This is a genomic window from Pseudoalteromonas sp. TAB23 (assembly GCF_000498075.1).
GTDB lineage: Bacteria > Pseudomonadota > Gammaproteobacteria > Enterobacterales > Alteromonadaceae > Pseudoalteromonas > Pseudoalteromonas arctica.
Genome location: NZ_AUTP01000229.1, coordinates 11,955 through 27,982, shown reverse-complemented (window position 1 = coordinate 27,982; position 16,028 = coordinate 11,955). Strand labels below are relative to the sequence as shown.

Annotated in this window: 12 protein-coding genes; 5 read left to right on the top strand and 7 right to left on the bottom strand. The window is 37.9% G+C overall.

Annotated elements, in window-relative coordinates:
- The first annotated feature begins 8 nt into the window (after positions 1-8).
- Positions 9-326, top strand: coding sequence for a hypothetical protein (locus L654_RS0113635; protein ID WP_024591493.1), 318 nt, complete (start codon positions 9-11; stop codon positions 324-326).
- Between the two features lie 110 nt (positions 327-436).
- Here the strand turns inward: L654_RS0113635 and L654_RS0113630 are convergent, their stop codons facing one another.
- From L654_RS0113630 to L654_RS0113620, 3 genes are all read right to left on the bottom strand, one after another.
- Positions 437-1,438, bottom strand: coding sequence for a D-Ala-D-Ala carboxypeptidase family metallohydrolase (locus L654_RS0113630; RefSeq protein ID WP_024608216.1), 1,002 nt, complete (start codon positions 1,436-1,438; stop codon positions 437-439).
- Between the two features lie 11 nt (positions 1,439-1,449).
- On the bottom strand, positions 1,450-2,775 hold the full coding sequence (locus L654_RS0113625) for a L,D-transpeptidase family protein (protein WP_024608215.1): 1,326 nt from the start codon (positions 2,773-2,775) through the stop codon (positions 1,450-1,452).
- Between the two features lie 210 nt (positions 2,776-2,985).
- Positions 2,986-3,963, bottom strand: coding sequence for a DNA topoisomerase IB (locus tag L654_RS0113620; RefSeq protein WP_024608214.1), 978 nt, complete (start codon positions 3,961-3,963; stop codon positions 2,986-2,988).
- Between the two features lie 311 nt (positions 3,964-4,274).
- Here L654_RS0113620 and L654_RS0113615 point away from each other — a divergent pair, with 311 nt between their 5' ends.
- Both L654_RS0113615 and purU read left to right on the top strand, forming a co-directional pair.
- On the top strand, positions 4,275-6,161 hold the full coding sequence (locus L654_RS0113615) for a hypothetical protein (protein ID WP_007584801.1): 1,887 nt from the start codon (positions 4,275-4,277) through the stop codon (positions 6,159-6,161).
- Between the two features lie 204 nt (positions 6,162-6,365).
- Positions 6,366-7,196, top strand: a complete 831-nt coding sequence (purU, locus tag L654_RS0113610) for a formyltetrahydrofolate deformylase (protein ID WP_024608213.1) — start codon at positions 6,366-6,368, stop codon at positions 7,194-7,196.
- Positions 7,197-7,377: 181 nt separating this feature from the next.
- On the opposite strand, the gene L654_RS0113605 is transcribed toward purU, so the two are convergent.
- Positions 7,378-8,028 (bottom strand): response regulator transcription factor, encoded by a 651-nt coding sequence (locus L654_RS0113605; RefSeq protein WP_007584799.1) that lies wholly within the window; start codon positions 8,026-8,028, stop codon positions 7,378-7,380.
- A 104-nt stretch (positions 8,029-8,132) separates the two neighbouring features.
- Positions 8,133-10,073 carry an acetate--CoA ligase gene (gene acs, locus L654_RS0113600; protein WP_024608212.1) on the bottom strand — a complete coding sequence of 647 codons (1,941 nt, stop codon included), beginning with the start codon at positions 10,071-10,073 and terminating at the stop codon, positions 8,133-8,135.
- Positions 10,074-10,514: 441 nt separating this feature from the next.
- Between acs and L654_RS0113595 the strand changes: the two genes are divergently transcribed.
- A complete protein-coding gene (locus L654_RS0113595; RefSeq protein ID WP_010554447.1) occupies positions 10,515-11,681 on the top strand; it encodes a DcaP family trimeric outer membrane transporter in 1,167 nt (388 codons plus the stop codon).
- A gap of 221 nt (positions 11,682-11,902) precedes the next feature.
- Positions 11,903-14,026 (top strand): TonB-dependent siderophore receptor, encoded by a 2,124-nt coding sequence (locus L654_RS0113585; protein ID WP_024608211.1) that lies wholly within the window; start codon positions 11,903-11,905, stop codon positions 14,024-14,026.
- Positions 14,027-14,406: 380 nt separating this feature from the next.
- Here the strand turns inward: L654_RS0113585 and recA are convergent, their stop codons facing one another.
- Positions 14,407-15,450, bottom strand: coding sequence for a recombinase RecA (recA, locus tag L654_RS0113580; RefSeq protein ID WP_024591486.1), 1,044 nt, complete (start codon positions 15,448-15,450; stop codon positions 14,407-14,409).
- A gap of 68 nt (positions 15,451-15,518) precedes the next feature.
- Positions 15,519-16,007: a CinA family protein gene (locus tag L654_RS0113575; protein WP_024608210.1), complete on the bottom strand. Its 489-nt coding sequence runs from the start codon at positions 16,005-16,007 to the stop codon at positions 15,519-15,521.
- Between the last annotated feature and the right edge of the window lie 21 nt (positions 16,008-16,028).

Below are 16,028 nucleotides of genomic sequence, written 5' to 3'. Positions count from 1 at the left end.
GTATTTAAATGGAAAAAGGAATTACAACACGTTTTAATATCTTAGCCACAATAGCCTTATGGGCTATAAGCTTTGTCTTTGCATTAACTAATTATGAAGTAGGAAGTACACACGAATCAAATGCCCTTATAGATATGTATATTGACTCTTTGATTGTAAAAACGACGTTACTTTTAGCGACATGGATCGCTAGTGCGTTAGTTTTATCAAAGTTATTTAACGAAATTTGGAATCGTTTATTTTCAGATATTTTTAATGTCCGCCAAATTAACTTTAGCGAATCGTACACATTTAGCATCTTAATGACATGGGCGTTGTTATCTTAATGCTATTAGCTTTTGATAAGCTTGTCTCAAAAAGTGTTGGTAATATGAGTTTTACCAGCACTTTTTAAATATGCTAGGTGATAATTGCGCTAATATATTTATTAATATAACTATTTACTCACCCAACGCGCTTTAAAACCACGCGTATCAACATGTATAAATGCGCCTCGGTGCGACTTAGGTCCATAAATACCTAAACCACCTAGTAAACCTTTAAATGATTCACGTCTAGCTAACGACTCCACTATATCGGCCATAGCTTTAGCGTCACCAATTGAATGCTTACCGTCATTATTTAAATCATCCATACGGTAGTTGCCATCGTTATCTATAAAAATATCGGCAGCATCACCAAATACATGTCGGCTAAGTTTTACATTGCCAATTGATTTGTTGTAGTACGGAGTTCTATAACCGCTCATAACCACCATATTACTAACCGGTATACCTTCTAAAATCAGTTCTTTTCGTATTTTCTCTAGTTTAAGTAGCAACTTATTTTGTAAAAATAAATACTTTGGGTGCTTACTTCGCTGCTTACTAACAAATTCCTTTAGTAAAAAGTGAGGTGATATTTTTACGTTTTCATTTTCAGGCGTCACCTTAACAAAGCCATCGGGCACTATGTAGTGTAAAGTGTCTTTAATCTGTGAAGGTTTAGGATAGTGCCCAATGTGGTAATACTTGAGCTTTCCTCCTTCGACATTGTCTGCCGGTACTTTAACGAATACGTTGATTTTCATACGCTGTTTTTTATCGGGCGACTCAATAATTACCGTTGTTAAACCAGGCTCTTTGGGTGCTTGCCATTGCCAGCGGTTGGTGTCTGTAAGCTTAGATTTTCCTTGAGTGTTAATTAGCGTGTAAGCATTTTTTGATTGCGCAAAAAGCACTTCAAACTCAACTTGCTCTTTGGACATTACAAATACTGAAAACACCGAATATGGCATAACTATATCGTTAATTTTTAGGCTAAATTCTGCATCTTCAAAGTTGGCTTTGTTTTTTATATCAACTACCTGATGTGCAGGCTTTGTAAGCGCTGCAGCAAATACACTATTGCCAAATATAATTGTGAATATGGCGATAGAAATGTAATGAATAAATTGCATAAACCCTCTCATTATTTATTTTTTAACAAAGCGGCAATCACCGACTGTTCATCATTTTTTAATAGTGCTTTTTTATCGCGTTGATATATGTCATCTCTAAAGTTAACCAGCTTATTTTCGTCAACCCATGCAGTCCAATAAACTAAATGAATAGGAAGAGGCTCATCTAAATAAAACTTCTGAGTACTGTTTTGAACAAGTGCGCTGTCCATATTATTGAGTGTCTGTGCTTCTCCTTCGTGCTTAATAATTTCACGCGCTAACGAAAAAGGCTTTTCTATTCTTATACAGCCATGCGATAAGGCTCGGTTTGCTTGGCTAAAACGGTGCTTTGCTGGTGTATCGTGAACATAAATTGCTTCGGCATTGGGAAATAAATACTTAACTTCCCCTAGAGGGTTTTCTTCACCAGCACGTTTTACTAAAAAGTGATCAAATTGGTACGGCTTAATAGAATCCCAATCAATATTGCTTGGATTAACAGTTTGTGAGTCTAGGTAGCTGTTTTTTCTAATTTCAATGTTATTTTTTACAAGGTAGTCAGGATCCTCGGCTACCTTTGGAGCAATTTCTTTGGTGGCAATTGATGTGGGTATACGCCATTCAGGATTAACTACAAACTTTTCTATTTCGTCGCTAAATGCAGGTGTTTCCCAACTTGGTTTACCTACAATTACGTTATTTTTTAATTTTACATCGCCAGCTTTTACAAATCGTAAGCTGTATTCTGGAATATTTACATACACATATTGCTCATCACTTGCGCCTGCAAAGTTAGTTATTCTATAAAAGTTAAGTTTTAATTTATCGAGTTTTTGCTGTGCGGGCACATTAAGCGATGCAAAAGTACGCTTACCCACTCGGCCATCAACTTTTAAACCATGGCGGCTTTGAAATTGCTTAACAGCTTGCTCTAAATCTTTATCAAACGTGCATATAGCTTCGTCGCACACATTAGTTTTTAAGTCACGCTCTTGATATAAGCGCTGTGCAAGTAAGCTCACCTCTTTATTATTACTGCCCAGTTCAAGCAATTCGTCGTGATATAAGTGTGTAAAACCACCTTTGTTAACTATTTCTTGATACCAATTAATAGCTTTTTCTGTACGTTCAATTAACTGCGCTGAATATTGGTCAAAGTAGTAGGTGTCATCAGCTTGCATGTACTTTTGTGAGTTGTAAGTAGTTAGTGAAGAGTTAGCGAGTACCACACTTTCAAGCTCATCGGCAGCGAGTGTTGGTGCTGAGCATAAGCCGCTCATGCCAATAAATAATGCAGTTTTTAAAGTAAAGCCCTTTGCTTTAGTAAGCGCTTGATTTGAAAATGACTCCTTCACTATGTACCTCCTCGCTAAATATCGTTGATAAATGCTTTTGTACTTACCACTAAGTAGTACACTGGAGGTGCAACGGTAATGCCAAATTAAAGTTTCAAAATAAACAATTGAAATTTAATGACTTTTTGAAAACCCTTATTCTAAACGTTAATAAATTAAATTAAAGAATATGTAATTAATATGCTCAAGTGTGTAAAGTTGCTATGGCAATTAATCTTTTAAAAAAGCTAAAAAACCACGTTCATAACGACTCAAGTACTTTGTTTTTCGTGGTAATGAAATGGACTCTCTCCACGCAGTTTGAGTATCTTCATCTTCTTTACACAGCGTAATTAAATCGGGATGCACATAAGATTTGCGTGCTATAGCTGGAGTATTACCAAGTTGCTCAGATACGCTATCAAGCATGCTTTTTAAAGTAAGCGCCCCTTTAGCTTTAGCTAATTGTTTGAATGCAATAACGCTTGCTCGCCAAGTTCTAAAGTGTTTTGCACTAAACTCCTCGCCCATTATTTGCTGAATGTATTGATTTATTTCATTTGATGTAACATTTGTGCGCTCACCTTCATTTATATACTGAAATAAATGCTGCCCGGGTAAATCTTGTAAGTCTTTTATGACATGGCTAAGCACCCTGTCGGTTATATTTACTTCACGTTCTTTACCTGATTTAGCACGATATTTTAGCTGAATATTTTTGCCCGTGAGTTTTGCATGGCGTGTTCGTAATGTTGTAGCGCCAAAACTTTTATTTTGCTTTACGTTACGCTCGTTACCTACCCTCAACGCACCTAAATCCATAAGTCTTACAACTGCCGCTAAAGTACGTTCAATATTAAGCTCATCCCCTTGTAAATCTGTTTCTAAACGCGCTCTTAACAAAGGGAGTTTATTACCAAATACTCCACATGCTTGGTATTTTTTTGCTTCTTGTTGCGCCCTAAATTCAGGATGGTAGCGGTATTGCTTTCGCCCCTTACTATCAAATCCTGTCGCTAAAATATGCCCGTTTTCTTCTGGGCAAAACCAAGCATTTTTATAGGCAGGCGGAAATGCCAATCCATTCAAACGATCAATCACATTTTGCTCTTTTATTTGCTTACCGATTGGATCAAAGTAAAGCCAACTTTTATGTTTAAGTTTACGGGTGATCCCTGGTAAATTATCATCTACATAAATTAGCTTCATTAATCCTCCAGTTATGTTTAAGCATGCGTCGAAATATAAAATGTATCACTTTAAAATAACCTTAAACTGAACAAGATTATTGATATATAATAAAAAACCAACAACAATTATAAATACTTAATATATATTAATAATTCTATTTAGGTTTTCGTAAAGTAGGTCGAACTTACGCGCCAGCAACAAGTCTATTACGATTAAACTCAATACACTTAGCGCTAAAAATAGCTACTTGAGATAGATTTATTATCCTAAGTTCAGATTAATTACACTTTGTCCCCCGCAATTGGGGTGCTGTTTAAATGGAGAATTCAATGGCTTTTGATTATGGATCGATTGATCTTGGACTAAAAAACCCCTTCAAACTTGAAGGTAAAGTAACAGCTGTAAGAGGACTCATTGAGTCTATAGCGGGTATTAGTTTACTTGTTATTGCTGCGGGCTCAGTAAAAGAAGATACAACCGCTGGATGGATTTTAATGGTGTTTGGCATGCTTATTTTAGCATTTGGCATTCGCTCACTTTCAAGTGGTATTTATGCAACTCTTAAGTATTTTGTAGGCAGAAACCACCCTACTTCACTTGCTTATAACTACAGTAAATCACAAGCATCAACCGCCAAAGAAGAAGAAAAAGAAGTAGCCTACACCGCGCAATCACTCGAAGAAATGCTGGTTGGTCGTAAAAACAGTACGTTTAAAGAGCCTAATGGTTTTTTATCACGTTTACTTCACAGCTTAATCCCTAAGTTATTATTCCTACCTTATCCTATTCGTAATGTTGCTCAGCGCTTATTTGGCTCATGGGTAAGTACCCTTGTTGCACTTATTGCTTATGGCCTTGTGGCATTTGTATCTTTATCGGGTTTTACCGGTGAAGCAGGCGAATTAGCATTTCCTGTTTATAGTGCCATATTAATGTTCTACGTGCTTTTTTCGTGGCGCTCTACGGGTAAACCTATTTCTAGAAACGCTGAAAAAAATATTGAAGCACTTGGTACCGGTGCACTCGCTAAAATTATTTCTTTATCTTTTATTCTACCAATCGCTATTGGTCTTTCTATGTCATGGCTGATGAAAGAACAACACATTAGCAAACAAGAAATAGATGGCTGGATTGAGCAACTACCTAGTCTTCATGCTGGCATGTACTTAATTGCGATTATTGTATTAGCCACTCTGAGCTGCGCAATTGCTTTTATTATGATTAAAGCGCGTTTAAATGCAGTTACCCCTTCTGCTGAAGTATCAGAACTACGTGAAAACTGGCAAGAGTCTGTTCATCCAGACGAAATTTTTATAAACCTAGACAACCTGGTAATGGCTAACCGTCGTTATAAAGAAGTACCTAACAGAGTTTACAGAGAATTAGATCCTAAGCTTCAAGAACAAATTGAAGGTAAAGGCGGTTTTAAAGGTGAAATGATCCAAGAGATTCAACCTAAACTGCACTCAATAGACTTAGGTAAAAACTTTACGCTAGCAAGGTTACTTGCTTTAGTAAGTGGTAACTTGCTTTATATTATAGCCTTAGCGTTTACTGTGTTTTTAGCGTATTCGTTTATTAATATTTATCATTACGTTGACGCTGCAAATATTAGTAGCTTTAAACAAGCATTTAATAACCAACATGTTATTCAATTTAGTGAGCTATTAATGACAAGCTTTCACTTATTGCTAATAGGTATACTTATTAAAGCATTTGCGCAATTGCTTACAAATACAGCTCATCTATTTTTTGCTGAAATGCAGTTTGAATCACTACTAGTGTACTTTAAATGCGAAGGCACATTTACTGAGTCTAAAATATCAACAGGTACTGGTATTCACGATAGTACTCGCTCAGAAAATACTTTAGTACGCAGTAGCATAACGCCTTGGATTATTGTTTCTCGTGTTATTTCTACTACGTTTGCAGCAACAGGTATGAAAAATCTTGAACATCCTCGTCATATTATGGAAATGCATAAAGACGAAGGACAATTGCAAGCAATCAAAAAAGACGTTATCGCGTTCTTGAAAGACCGCGAATCTATCGCCTCAATCACCAGTGAGCGTGATTTAGGTAATGCGTCACAAATACATCAATTAAACCAGCAAACGCGTGCTATACCTACTCAGCAAGCGATAGCTAAAGATGACGAAGAAGCTGCAGGGTATTTAAGACAAGAAGAAAACTTATCTCCCGAGCCAAAGGGTTAATTAACTTAAACTCTGGATTATTAGTATTAATGCCACCTTGTAAATTAGGTGGCATTTTTTTAACCTCTATTCAATACTTTTTAACTTTATTACCTCTTTTGCACTCAACAACATGATTAATATTGGATTAGTTCACAAAGCCCTTGCTTTATGTGCCAAAACACAAATAATGAAAGGATTAATTACAGGGTAAGAATGAGGACAATGAGCTATATACTAACCACCCAATGTGCTGATGACGTAGGCTTAATAGCTAAAATTACAGGGCTTTGCCATAAAAATAATTTAAATATTACGCGTAACAACGAATTTGTAGATAAAGACGCGCAGCGATTTTTTATGCGTACAGAGCTTACAGGCGAGCCACAAAGCGACTTTTTAGATCAACTACGCGCACTGTTGCCACAAGGTGCTAAGCTTACCCTACATTGCGGTGCAAAAACTAAAGTAGTTTTACTTGCAACTAAAGAAGCCCATTGTTTAGGTGGTATGTTGCTAAAGCAATTTGAACAAACTCTTAATATTGAAGTATTAGCCGTTATTGCTAACTACGCTGATTTAGAGCCTTTAGCAAAAGGGTTTGATGTGCCGTTTCATGTTGTATCGCACGAAGGGTTAACCCGTAGCGAGCACGATCAAAAAGTAGGTGATTTAATTGCCAGCTACAACCCTGACATTATTGGCCTTGCCAAATACATGCGTATTTTAAGTCCTGAATTTGTGGGTCGATTTGAAGGTAAAATAATTAATATTCATCATTCATTTTTACCCGCATTTATTGGTGCTAAACCTTATCATCAAGCATTTGAGCGCGGCGTAAAAATCATTGGTGCTACCGCTCACTTTGTGAACAACGAGCTTGATGAAGGCCCTATTATTTTGCAGGATGTAACAAGCGTTACACATGCTAATACCGCCGAAATGATGGCTAAAATGGGTAAAGATGTAGAAAAAACAGTGTTTTGTAAAGCACTCCAACTTGCATCAGAGCATAAGCTATTTATTAATGGTAATAAAACTGTAGTGTTTTCTTAGCATTGTACCAATTCGCTTAATTAAGTAGTTTATTTTGAGGTAATAAAACAGTGTTGATAACAAGGTATGCATTTTGTTATTAACCTGAATTCTGATTGATTATTCTACACATAAAAATATGCCAGCATTGTTGCTGGCATTTTTTTGCTCATAAATAAGCAAGTGACTTTTTAAATGTAAATTATGCCTGCTCTATTGGCTCGAGTTTTAATTTAGCGGCAATTAAAACGGCTTGGGTACGATTGTACACGCCGAGTTTTCTAAATATGGCTGTAATGTGTGCTTTTACTGTTGCTTCTGATATGTGCAGTTCATAAGCAATTTGCTTATTAAGTAAACCTTCGTGCAGATATTGCAGCACTCGGTATTGTTGAGGTGTTAATGAGGCAACTTGCGCTGCTATTTCTCGGTCTTCACCTTCAATTTCAGCTACTTTGTTTTTTAGCTCTTTTGGTAGCCATGTATCGCCTTCAAGTATTTGGTTAATTGCACTGGCAATATCATCAGACGATGACGATTTAGGAATAAAACCCATAGCGCCGTAACCCATTACTTTAGAAACTATATTAGCGTCTTCACTACCCGAAACAACGGCAATAGGTAAGCTTGGGTATTCTTCTCTAATACGAATAAGACCATATAAATCACCATTACCTGGCATGTGAAGGTCTAGCAGTAATATATCAAGATCCTCTTGCTCGCTTAACACTTGCAGTGTGCTGTCAAAATCGGATGATTCAAAAACCTCTAAACCTTCAAATTTTGCGCTCAGTGCGCCCTTTAGTGCTTCACGAAATAACGGATGGTCGTCCGCTATTAAAAACTGACTCATGGTTCACTCCTAATAAATTCGGCTGCCAGTTAGGTATAAAACCCTCACTGACAGCCGATATACTACGTTTAGAATCAACTTGTAATCAAGTTTTTAACGCACATTTAACGATTTAATCTGTTCTCGATTAGTTCATCGACTACAGATGGATCTGCAAGCGTTGACGTATCACCGAGTTGTTGGTGCTCATTTGCAGCGATTTTACGTAAAATACGACGCATAATCTTGCCTGAGCGCGTTTTAGGTAAACCTGGAGACCATTGAATCATATCTGGTGATGCTATTGGGCTAAGCTCTTTACGAACCCAGTTACGTACCTCTTTAGTTAATTCATCGCTTACTGTTACACCTTCGTTAGGCGTAATATAAACATAAATACCTTGGCCTTTAATATCATGCGGGTAACCTACAACAGCGGCTTCTGCTACTGCTGGATGTGATACAAGAGCACTTTCAATCTCCGCAGTACCTAAGCGATGGCCTGATACGTTAAGTACATCGTCCACACGTCCTGTGATCCAGTAATAACCGTCTTCATCACGACGACACCCATCACCAGTAAAGTAAACACCTGGGTAGGCGCTAAAATAAGTTTGTTCAAAACGTTCATGGTCGTTGTAAACAGTTCGCGCTTGCGATGGCCAACTATCTAAAATAACTAAATTACCATCTACGGCACCTTCGAGTGTATTACCTTCAGCATCAAATAATGCTGGCGCAATACCAAAAAATGGATGGGTTGCAGAGCCAGGCTTTGTATCAGTTGCACCCGGTAAAGGCGTAATCATTATGCCACCGGTTTCTGTTTGCCACCACGTATCAACAATCGGACAATTAGATTTACCAATACTCTCGTAATACCACGTCCATGCTTCTGGATTAATTGGCTCACCAACCGAGCCTAAAATACGTAAACTATCGCGATTTGACGAAGCTGTTGGCTCATCACCTTTCGCCATTAGCGCACGAATTGCTGTAGGCGCAGTATATAAAATAGTTACACCGTGTTTATCAACAATTTCGCCCATACGTCCTGCAGTTGGATAAGTTGGTACACCTTCAAATAATACTTGTGTACAACCGTTTACTAATGGCCCGTATGCAATGTAACTGTGGCCTGTGATCCAACCTACATCGGCACTACACCAATACACATCGTCTTCTTTTAAATCAAATACGTATTCATGTGTCATTGATGAGTAAACTAAGTAGCCACCAGTCGTATGCACAACCCCCTTCGGCTGACCTGTTGAACCTGACGTATATAGAATAAACAATGGATCTTCAGCGTTCATTGGCTCTGGTTCACACTTTGCTGGTAAATCAGCAACTAGGTCATGCCACCATATATCGTGCTCATTCCAATCAACTTCACCGCCGGTTAATTGGTGCACAATAACATGCTCAATTGAGGTTACAGTTTCTTGCGCTACCGCTTCATCTACATTTGCTTTTAATGGAACACAATTACCCGCTCTGCGCCCTTCATCTGAAGTAATAACGACCTTGGCACCCGAATCTCGAATACGATCTGCAATCGCAGAAGGTGAAAAGCCACCAAATACAACCGAATGAATAGCACCAATACGTGCACAAGCTTGCATTGCATAAACAGCTTGAGGCGTCATAGGCATATAAATCGCTACACGGTCACCTTTTTGAACACCTAGCTTTTTTAAACCATTGGCAAACTTGGCTACTTCATCATGCAATTGTTGATAAGTAATATTCTCACTTTGAGATGGGCTGTCACCTTCCCAAATAAGCGCCGTTTTATCTGCTTTGGTTTTTAAGTGACGATCGATACAATTGTACGAAGCATTAAGGTAGCCATCCTCATACCATTTAATATTTATATGGCCTTTGTCGAATGATGTGTTTTTAACTTTTGTATAAGGGGTAGACCAATCAAGACGTTTGCCATGCTCACGCCAAAAACTTTCTGGGTCATCAATAGATTGCTTGTAAAGCGTATTATATTTATTTTTATCTACAAGAGTCGCATCTTTAATATGCGCAGGAACTGGATAGATACTTTGTGACATCTTAGTCTCCATTTAAATTACTTGCCTTAAGCTTTTATCAAGGATTACTCAGCAGTGCTACATTAAGTATTAGACCTTAGTTGTACACCCCTTCAATTTCCTCATTTGTAGTTTATAATCCTTCTGCTTTCAATTTTTTTACATAAATAATACAACGCGTTAAATGTAAGTAAATACAAACTAATCAGCTCTCAAACCTTAGTCTTATAGACCAATAGGTAATTGAGTAAATATTGCACATATTCAACAGTGTTCTCGTACTCTAAATAAAGACATTTTGTTGTACTTACTAAAATGCTTTATTTAACGAATGAAAATAGAAAGTGAATTGAAAGCCAAATTAACAACCCTTTTTATTCGTAAGTAATACTCGTAGCAAGTAATACAACCTTACATGAAAAAAAAGTAACAAATAACAAGTAGCCTATAAAGGACACCACAATGAAATTTACCCCATTAAAAACATTGGCAGCAAGCGCTGTACTATGTGCACTATCAAGTACTGCATACGCGGCAACTGCTGCAAAAATTGGTGATACCGAATTTACTTACGGTGGATATATTAAACTCGACTCTATGTGGAGTGATTATTCAGCGGGTGCGCCTGCAGGCTCAAACGTAGGTCGTGACTTTTACGTACCAAGTACGCTAACAGTTGGCGACGATAACAGCTCAGATGCTGTGTTTGATATGCATGCTCGCGAGTCACGCTTTAACTTTGGCACAGCCACTGTTATGGATAACGGTAAGACCGTTAACACTAAAATTGAGATTGATTTTTTAGCCTCAGCTGCTGGCGGCAATGAACGTGTATCAAACTCTTATGCTCCACGTATTCGCCATGCGTTTGTGACATACGACGGTTGGTTATTTGGTCAAACATGGTCTAACTTTCAAAACGTGGGTGCCCTTGCTGAAACGCTTGATTTTGTAGGCCCAGCTGAAGGCACTATATTTGTTCGTCAATCGCAAATTAAATATACCACTGGCGCATGGTCTTTCTCATTAGAAAACCCAGAAAGTACAATTTCTACTACTAGCGGTATGGTAGTAACTGATGATGCATCATTGCCTGACTTTACAGCTCGTTACACACACAAAGCTGATTGGGGTAACATTGTTGTTGCAGCGCTTGCTCGCCAACTTACTTATAAAGTAGGCAGTGTTGATGCAGATGAAACATCTTTTGGTATTAGTGCGTCGGGTAAAATAAACCTTGGTGAAGACAACCTTAAATTTATGCTTACTCAAGGTAAAGGCTTAGGCCGTTACGTAGGCTTAAACGTTGCTCACGGCGCAGTACTTAATGGCGATGAACTAGATGCAATTGATTCGACTTCTGGTTTTGTTGCTTACCAGCACAAGTGGACAAGCCAATGGCGTTCAACGTTCTTATACTCTTTCTTCTCTGCTGATAACAACACTGATTTATTAGCTATTTCTGGTGATCCGACTGAATCAAGCCAAAGCTATAGCGCTAACATTTTATACTCCCCTGTTAAACGCCTAACATTTGGAGCTGAGCTAAAGCATGCTGAGCGTGAAACTGAAAGTGGTGTAGATGGCGATTTAGATCGTTTACAGTTCTCTGTTAAATACTCTTTTTAATAACTAAAAAGCTAACTACTTTAAATAAGCGGCCTAGGCCGCTTTTTTTATAAGGGATATTAAGTTCTATATAATTCATCAATTCGTACCCATAATCTCTTTATGTGACGCTAAAATCCAACAAAATAGAATAATAATAGGTAAAAACACACAACTCAATTGCAAATCAATATCATTTAGATTAAGTTACGCACTTCTTTTTTAACTAACTGGAAAAACTTATGTCGTCCCCTCAAGTTTTGCGTTTATCTAAATTAAGCTTTGCTACTTCTTTAATTCTATCTGGTTATGCACTTGCTGATGACGCAACTGTAAAAGATGAACCTCTCGAAAAAATTGCGGTATATGGTCAACATCACAAAAACTACATAACAGAAGAAGCGCAATCAGCTACCAAACTAGGTTTAACAATTAAAGAAACACCACAGTCAATCTCGGTAGTATCACGCGCATTAATGGACGACTTTTCACTAGACGATATAAACTCAGTACTTGAAAGCACCCCCGGCGTAACAGTAGAGCAAATAGAAACAGATCGTACTTACTTTAAAGCTCGTGGCTTTGAAATTACTAACTTTCAAGTTGATGGCTTAGGTATTCCACAAAGCTCTGGATCTATTCAAGGCAGTCTTGATACTTCAATTTATGACCGTGTAGAAATAGTTCGTGGCGCTAATGGCTTAATGACCGGTGCCGGTAATCCTTCTGCAACTGTAAATATGGTTTTAAAGAAACCAATTTACACAACACAAGCAAATGCATCAGCCTCGTATGGCTCATGGAATAAAAAACGTTTAGATTTAGATGTATCTACGCCAATAAATGAAGAACACGCCGTACGTGCTGTATTTACAAAGCAAAAAGCTGATTCATACCTAGATCGCTACGAAACAGATAAAACAATTATTTATTTAGCCTACGAAGGCAAATTAACAGACAACACATTATTAAGCGTTAACTACGTTAACCAACAAAAAGATGCTGATAGCCCACTTTGGGGGGCACTACCTATTTATTACACCGACGGCTCACCAACCGACTATGACGAATCAACCAGTACTGCTGCTGATTGGTCTTACTGGGATAACAGTGCAGAGCAAGTATATGTAACGCTTGAACAAAACTTATCAGCAACATGGGTGTCTAGAGCACGCTATGCGCACATCGAAAACGAGCAAGACTCAGAGCTGTTCTACGTATACGGTACACCAAATAAAGACACTGAACTTGGTTTAACAGGTTATGCAAGTCGTTATGATTACGAAGATAAGCATGATTTATTTGATCTATATGCCAGTGGTAAATTTGATTTATTTAATCAAGAGCACGATCTATCATTTGGTGTTAGCCAAGCTAAAATGGATTACAACGAGCAATCTCTTTACGATTACACTACAGGCAATGGTTTTCCAGATATGCCATCACTTAAAACGTGGGATGGTGTAGTACCAGAGGCAACACTTGCTGATGGCGTAAATGGTAGTGATATTACTAACGAGCAAAAATCAGCTTACATATCTACTCGCATTAAATTAAGTGAGCCTTTAAGTGTGCTCGCTGGCGTGCGTTATACCGATTGGGAAACAAAAGGCACAGCCTATGGCGTTGCTCAAACTCGAAGTGACTCTGAGCTAATACCGTACATTGGTACAGTGTACGACTTTAACGAATCTCTATCGGCTTATGCAAGCTATACAGAAACATTTGTACCGCAAAAAGAACTAGACATAAATGCCAATCAACTACCTGCTGTTACTGGCAAAAGTAGCGAAATAGGTGTCAAAGCACAGCTTCTAGACGACCAGTTATTTGTAACGTTTGCTTATTTTGATGCAAAACAAGATGGCCTTGCTGTTGCTATAGCTAACTCATTACCAAGTGATACGCGTTATTATGCAGCTGATGGCATTAGTAGTAATGGTTTTGAAGTAGAGTTAAGTGGTAAATTTACAGATGATTTAAGTGCAAGTATTAGCTTTAGTAATTTAAATATTGATGGTGATGATTTAGTAAAAGATTACACACCAGAAAACCAACTTAAAGTGGCCGCAACCTATCAAGTACCTTTAGTTGATGGCTTATCATTTGGTGCAAACTATCGCTGGCAGGATTCAACTAGCCGAGTTCAAGTTAAAGATGCTAATGGTATTGCAAGTGTTACTACCAACCAAGATGCATACGGGTTACTTGATTTAATGGCCACTTACAAAATTACAGATAACGTAGGAGTCACTTTCAACGTTAATAACACCACAGGTGAAAAATATTTGCACAGCCTATACTGGGAACAAGGTTACTACGGTGCACCGCGTAACTACGCTCTATCTGTAAATTGGCAGTTATAAATATATTTGATTAATTAAAGGCTGTAGATTTTTGCGGTTAAATTAAAAAACGACACATTTTTAATGTGTCGTTTTTATTTTATCTAACCTAAACTCTGGTTAAGAGATTTACTAACGTATTGAATCATAGTGGTATTTAAATTTATTTTCTCTAGCCAAAGATTTTCAGTGGAAACAAGGCGAATTTACGCGTCAATAGCTGGCCTATTGTAAGTAAATTCAACGCAGTTAGCGCTGAAAATAGCTGCTCGAGATAGATTTATTATCCAGAGCTCAGGTTATCTACTTTAAGTTTTTAATAACAAAAAAACGCTAATCATTACTGATTAACGCTTTTTAAAGCTCGGGTCAAATCAAGCTTAAAAACTCATTTGAGACTGTTAAAGATCAGCGTCATCGCCCAACTTATCTTCACCATCATCTGGTTCAATAGTTGCTTTTAATAAAAGCATTTCGCGTAACTTGCCTTCAATCTCATCTGCAATTTCTGGGTTTTCTTTCAAAAACTTAATTGAGTTAGATTTACCTTGGCCAACCTTGTTGCCACAGTAGCTATACCAAGCACCAGCTTTTTCAACAATTTTATGCTTAACGCCTAGGTCAATTAGCTCGCCTTGCTTAGAAATACCTTCACCATACATGATGATAAATTCAGCTTGTTTAAACGGCGGCGCTACTTTGTTTTTAACAATTTTAACGCGAGTTTCGTTACCAACAACTTCATCGCCTTCTTTAACAGAACCAATACGACGAATATCAATACGTACCGATGCGTAAAACTTAAGTGCATTACCACCCGTTGTTGTTTCTGGGTTACCAAACATAACACCAATTTTCATACGGATTTGGTTAATGAAAATACATAACGTGTTAGAGCGTTTAATGTTACCAGTAAGCTTACGTAATGCTTGCGACATTAAACGTGCTTGTAAGCCCATGTGCGAGTCGCCCATGTCGCCTTCAATTTCAGCTTTTGGTGTTAGTGCAGCAACCGAGTCAATTACAACAACATCTACTGCGCTTGAGCGTACTAACATGTCACAAATTTCTAGTGCTTGCTCACCTGTATCTGGTTGAGATACAAATAATTCATCTATATTTACACCCAATTTCTGGGCATATACTGGATCTAGAGCATGCTCAGCATCAATAAAGGCACATGTTTTGCCTTCTTTTTGTGCTTCTGCGATAACTTGTAAAGTAAGCGTTGTTTTACCAGATGACTCAGGTCCGTATACTTCAACAATACGTCCCATAGGTAAACCACCTATACCTAAAGCAATATCAATACCTAATGAGCCTGTAGATACAGATTCAATGTTTAACGCTTTGTTATCACCCAATTTCATAATTGAGCCTTTACCAAATTGACGTTCAATTTGTGATAGTGCAGCGTCCAACGCTTTTTGTTTGTTATCGTTCATTTTATTCTCCAAATCCAGCTAATGGAATCAAGTATACTGTATGAAATCACAGTATCAAGCTAATTTTTTTATTTTATCTCATCTATTACACTTTTCAATGCAAATACAATAGCTTGCAGTCTAACTTGAGCCCTATCGCCAGAGAATACTTGTTTAAAGGTCAGTACTTTGTCATTAATTTGTATGCCAAACCACACAAGTCCCACAGGTTTGCCATCAGTTGCCCCGCCAGGTCCTGCAATACCCGATACAGCTATAGATATATTTGCATTTGTTGCTTTAATAGCACCTAATGCCATTTCACGCACTGTTTGTTCGCTCACAGCACCGTACTTTGCTAATGTGCTTGCACTTACATTTAGCAAATCTTGCTTTGCTTGGTTGCTGTAAGTCACAAATGCGCGGTCAATATAAGCAGAGCTTCCGGGCGTATCTGTAAGGGCATAACTCACTCCGCCACCAGTACATGACTCAGCACTAGTGATCCATAAGCATTTATCCGTTAAAATAGCGCCTAATTGCGCAGCAAGTGTTTTAATATCTTGATGTAATTCCATATTCAGCCTTTGGGTAAATAC